Source organism: Streptomyces sp. NPDC018026 (assembly GCF_044327745.1).
In the GTDB taxonomy this organism is placed as follows: domain Bacteria; phylum Actinomycetota; class Actinomycetes; order Streptomycetales; family Streptomycetaceae; genus Streptomyces; species Streptomyces rubrogriseus.
In genome coordinates, this window is record NZ_JBIRFY010000042.1 from 1 (window position 1) to 3,972 (window position 3,972).

A 3,972-nucleotide genomic window follows, 5' to 3' on the forward strand; every position below is an offset into this window, starting at 1 on the left:
GTTATCAGCGGGGCGTGAGCCCCTCGATTCGCTGTCTGCAACGAGCGTCACCGTGAGCGTTCTGCGTCGTTGATGCATTGCTATCAACGGGAGTTCTTCAACGAGACGGAACGGCATCAGTGGCGCATAGCTTGGCGGTCCGGCCCGCGAACGGTCGGCGGACGTGGACCGTGATCGACGAGAAGTACCGAACCGTCGCACCGGTCGAGGACTGGCTGGAGGCCCATCGGCAGCTGTGGTCGCCGAACACGGTCCGCGGCTATGCGACTTCGCTGGCCCAGTGGTGGACGTTCCTCGAACAGCGCGACGAGACCGGAAGGTGGGGCGATCTCGGGGTCCCGGCGGTTGCGGGGTTCCTGTCCTGGTTGCGCAATGGCCGCACCGTCGAGCACACCCTGGTCGAGCCCGAACAGGCCCCGGAGGTCGGGACGTTGGAGGCGAGACTGGCCGCGCTGATCTCCTTCTACCGCTGGCAGGAGGCGGTCTTCTCAGTGCCGGTCGCGGGCCGGCTCATGCGCGGGACGCCGCGACGGGCCCCGGCCCGGGGCCTGCTCGCGCACCTGGACGCCCGCACCGCTCCCGCGCCGTCCTCGCTGGTCAGGGTCCGGCGCCAGCGGCATCATGGGCGCCCTCCGCTGCTGCTGCCGACCGAGATCCAGGCGATCCTGGACGGCTGCGCGATGCCGGACGCCACGGTCAGCGACTGGAGAGGGAACCTGCGCGACCGGCTGCTGTTCGCCCTGCTCGCGGAGACCGGCATGCGCCTGGGAGAGGCCCTCGGCCTGCGGATCTGCGACTTCGTCATGGGCCGTGGCTCCACTCCCTATGCCGAGATCGTGCCTCGCGAGGACAACACGAACGGGGCCAGGGTGAAGATGATGCGCCCGCGACGCGTCTATGTCGGCAGCGACCTGGAGCGACTATTCGCCGACTACCTCACCCACCTCGCCTGCCGGGCCGCCGAGTTCGGCATCGAGATCGATACCGGATCGCCGCTGCTGGTGAACCTGGAGCGGCCGCCGCTGCTGGCCGCCCTGCGCGAGGGCACGGCGCGGGACAAGGTGTCCGCCCTGCGCAAGAAGGGCGTCGGCCCCGCCTCCTGGACGCCGCACTGGTTCCGGCACAGCCACGCGACCGCGCTGTTGCTGGCCGGGACGCCGGAGTGGGTGGTCTCCCGCCGACTCGGTCACGCACACGTGCAGACCACGCTCGACCTTTATGGCTGGGTCCGCGAGGACGAGGCCCTGCGGGCCGCGGCGAACTGGAAGTCGTACATCTCTGCCTGGCAGGTCGACGATGGCCGGTGAACAGCGTCATCTCCATGCGGCCGGCGACGAGGATCCGTTCTGGCGGCTCTGGACCGAGTTGCCAGAGCCCTGGAAGGGGCCGGTGATCAGGGACGGCATCGACGACTGGGAGAAGATCACCGAGAACGGCGACCGGAGCATCGACCTGACCGGTCTGCCCGACCGGATCGCCGCCGAACTGGCCTGGATGGCGCACTGGCAGGCGATGGACGGGACCCGCTCCTCGGTGCTGGGCACCAACCAGTTCGCGAACATCCTGCGCCGCGCGATCCGCGACCAGCACCCTTTCCCTGCCTCGATCCGGACCATGGACTGGGAGACCGCGGCCGCTCTGCAGCGGTGGTTCTATGCAACCCGCTGGGGCCGCCTCATTCCCCGCGGCAGCGTCGCCCGGCTGCGGGTGATCTTCCGCTTCTCCCGTCTGGCCCTCCTCGCCCGCTGTTCGGACGGGCCCTGGTGGTCTCTGGACGAGTGGCATCCGCGCTGCGATCCGCGGATTCCGCTGGCCGAGCACGAACCCCAGGCCCACTACGGCTGTTCCCCCTCGAAGATCACTCAGCCGTGGCTGCGGGAGGCCGTGAAGTGGTGCCTGGGCACCCAATTGGAGGCCGGGACGTTGCGCTGGTCGACCGTGAGCCAGGAGCGGATGCGGTGCTTCGCCCGCTTCGACCGGTGGCTGCAGACCTTCACCGACCCCCTCGACGTTCTGGGCGACCCGGCCCACGCGGTCCAGCTGGCCGCAGCCTTCCGCCGCTGGGACACCGATCCCGCCAACCGGCTCCTGCGACAGAATGAGCAACGGTTCGCCGGGCAACCCGTCCATCCCCGCCTGGTCAACGACGACCTGCGGGCCGTCGCCGAACTCTTCGCGTTCGTCGCCGCGAACCCCATCGAGGCCCGCCAGGTCCTCGGGCCGAACCCGTGGTCGCGGGTCACCGACGCGCACGCGGCCGGCTGGTTCCGGCAGGTCTCCCGCATCCCTGACCGGCGCGAACTCAACGACGAGCACTACGTCGACGACCACGCGCTCGCGCAGATCCCCGCCGCACTGCCCCTGCTCGGGCTCGCCCGCCACGAAGAGATGGCCCTCACCCGCGGTGACGGACAGCAGGTCACCACCCGCGGCTTCGACGACCCGCAGGCCATGCGCATGATCCTGCTGCAGATCCTCACCGGGCGACGGGCCAGCGAGATCCGCACCAGCCGCTTCGACTGCCTCTCCCCGGTCCCCGACCGGGCCGTCGACGCCGCCGAAGGCGAACAGATCGCCCGCTTCCACTACGCACAGAGCAAGATCGACATCGCGCCGGACAACATCCTCGTCGACGCCGAGGTCGTCGCGGTCATCGAGGAACAACGACGGTGGGTCCGTGAGCACTTCCCCGGCATCACCCCGCGTCACCTGTTCCTGCAGCGGACCGGGAACCGGCAGGGCGACAAGCCCTACCCCTCGGGCACCTACAGCTGGATGCTCCGCGAGTTCAGCAAGATCGTGAAGATCACCGACAGCAAGGGCAAGTCCGTCGGGCTCAGCCACACCCACCGATTCCGTCACACCAAGCTGACCCGACTCGCCGAACTCGGCCTGCCCGTCCACGTGTTGATGCGCTATGCCGGACACGCGACCCCGACTATGACGATGCACTACGTCGCTGCCCGCCAGGAACACGCCGAGCAGGCGTTCCTGGCCACCGCGAAACTCCGCGCAGACGGCACCCACGTCACCTTCTCCCACGACGACCACGACAGCCTCCACCTGTTCAACCGCGCCGACCGATTCCTGCCCCACGGCTGGTGCCTGCTGCCACCCCTGCAGACCTGCGACAAGGGAAATGCCTGTCTGACCTGCTCGGTCTTCGTCACCGACGCCTCTCACCAAAGTGCTCTGGAACGGCAGTTGGACGAGACCGAGGCCCTGATCAACCGCAGCACCACCGCGTTCCAACAGCGGCACGGCCGCCCGATGCCCGAGGACAACGTCTGGCTGCTGCAACGGCGGGCCGAACACGCGGCCCTCACCAAGCTCCTGGACACCCTCCGCTCCAAGCCCGGACGCGCCATCCAGGGCGCCGGCTGCGGCGCTGCCCCCGCCGGCCCGGTCCCGCTCACCCTCGACCTCGACCGCCACCGAAGGACCCGGCCATGACCGACGACGCTCGCTCCAAGCGCACCCAGACACTCGCCACCGCCGCGAAGGCCAAGTCACAGGCCAAGACCACGGCGGCAGAGAAGGCGATCCGCACCCTGGTCAAACGCGGTGAGCCGATCACCTTTCAGGCCGTCCAGAGGGAAGCCGGCGTCTCCCATGCGTTCCTCTATAACCACCCCGACCTGCGAGGACGCATCGAACGACTCCGGGCCCAGGCCCGACCCGTTCCCGCACCGACGCCTCCGGCGGACGAGCACAGCACCCTCGTCCTCGCACTGACCGGCCAGATCACCCGCCTGAAGAAGCAGCACCGAGAAGAAGTACACGCCCTGCGGGACGCGCTCGAACGAGCCCACGGCGAGAACCTCGACCTGCGACGCGAACTCGCCCGCCGAGGCGGCGACACCCCCGTTCCGCGGACGCGAACCATCGGCCCCTGCTGACCACGTCACATCGATCGAAGAACCGTCCTGAGCTGCAAAACATGCTCAGATCGCGAACGAACCGGCGATAACG

General features: G+C 69.0%; 3 protein-coding genes. All 3 read left to right on the forward strand.

What is annotated here, in order from left to right; all coding sequences use genetic code 11:
* Positions 1-170: 170 nt before the first annotated feature.
* From ACH4D3_RS41125 to ACH4D3_RS41135, 3 genes are read left to right on the forward strand one after another with little or no spacing between them, the layout of a single operon-like run.
* Positions 171-1,307, forward strand: a complete 1,137-nt coding sequence (locus ACH4D3_RS41125) for a tyrosine-type recombinase/integrase (protein ID WP_398332876.1) — start codon at positions 171-173, stop codon at positions 1,305-1,307.
* Positions 1,297-3,453 carry a tyrosine-type recombinase/integrase gene (locus ACH4D3_RS41130; protein WP_398332877.1) on the forward strand — a complete coding sequence of 719 codons (2,157 nt, stop codon included), beginning with the start codon at positions 1,297-1,299 and terminating at the stop codon, positions 3,451-3,453. The genes ACH4D3_RS41125 and ACH4D3_RS41130 overlap by 11 nt, the downstream gene beginning before the upstream one ends.
* Positions 3,450-3,899: a DUF6262 family protein gene (locus ACH4D3_RS41135; protein ID WP_398332878.1), complete on the forward strand. Its 450-nt coding sequence runs from the start codon at positions 3,450-3,452 to the stop codon at positions 3,897-3,899. Before ACH4D3_RS41130 ends, ACH4D3_RS41135 begins: the two co-directional genes overlap by 4 nt.
* Positions 3,900-3,972 lie beyond the last annotated feature (73 nt).

Bases quoted from the DNA above. Each gene is read 5' to 3' on its own strand.
- ACH4D3_RS41135 (WP_398332878.1), top strand. From the start codon at position 3,450: ATGACCGACGACGCTCGCTCCAAGCGCACCCAGACACTCGCCACCGCC.
- ACH4D3_RS41130 (WP_398332877.1), top strand. From the start codon at position 1,297: ATGGCCGGTGAACAGCGTCATCTCCATGCGGCCGGCGACGAGGATCCG.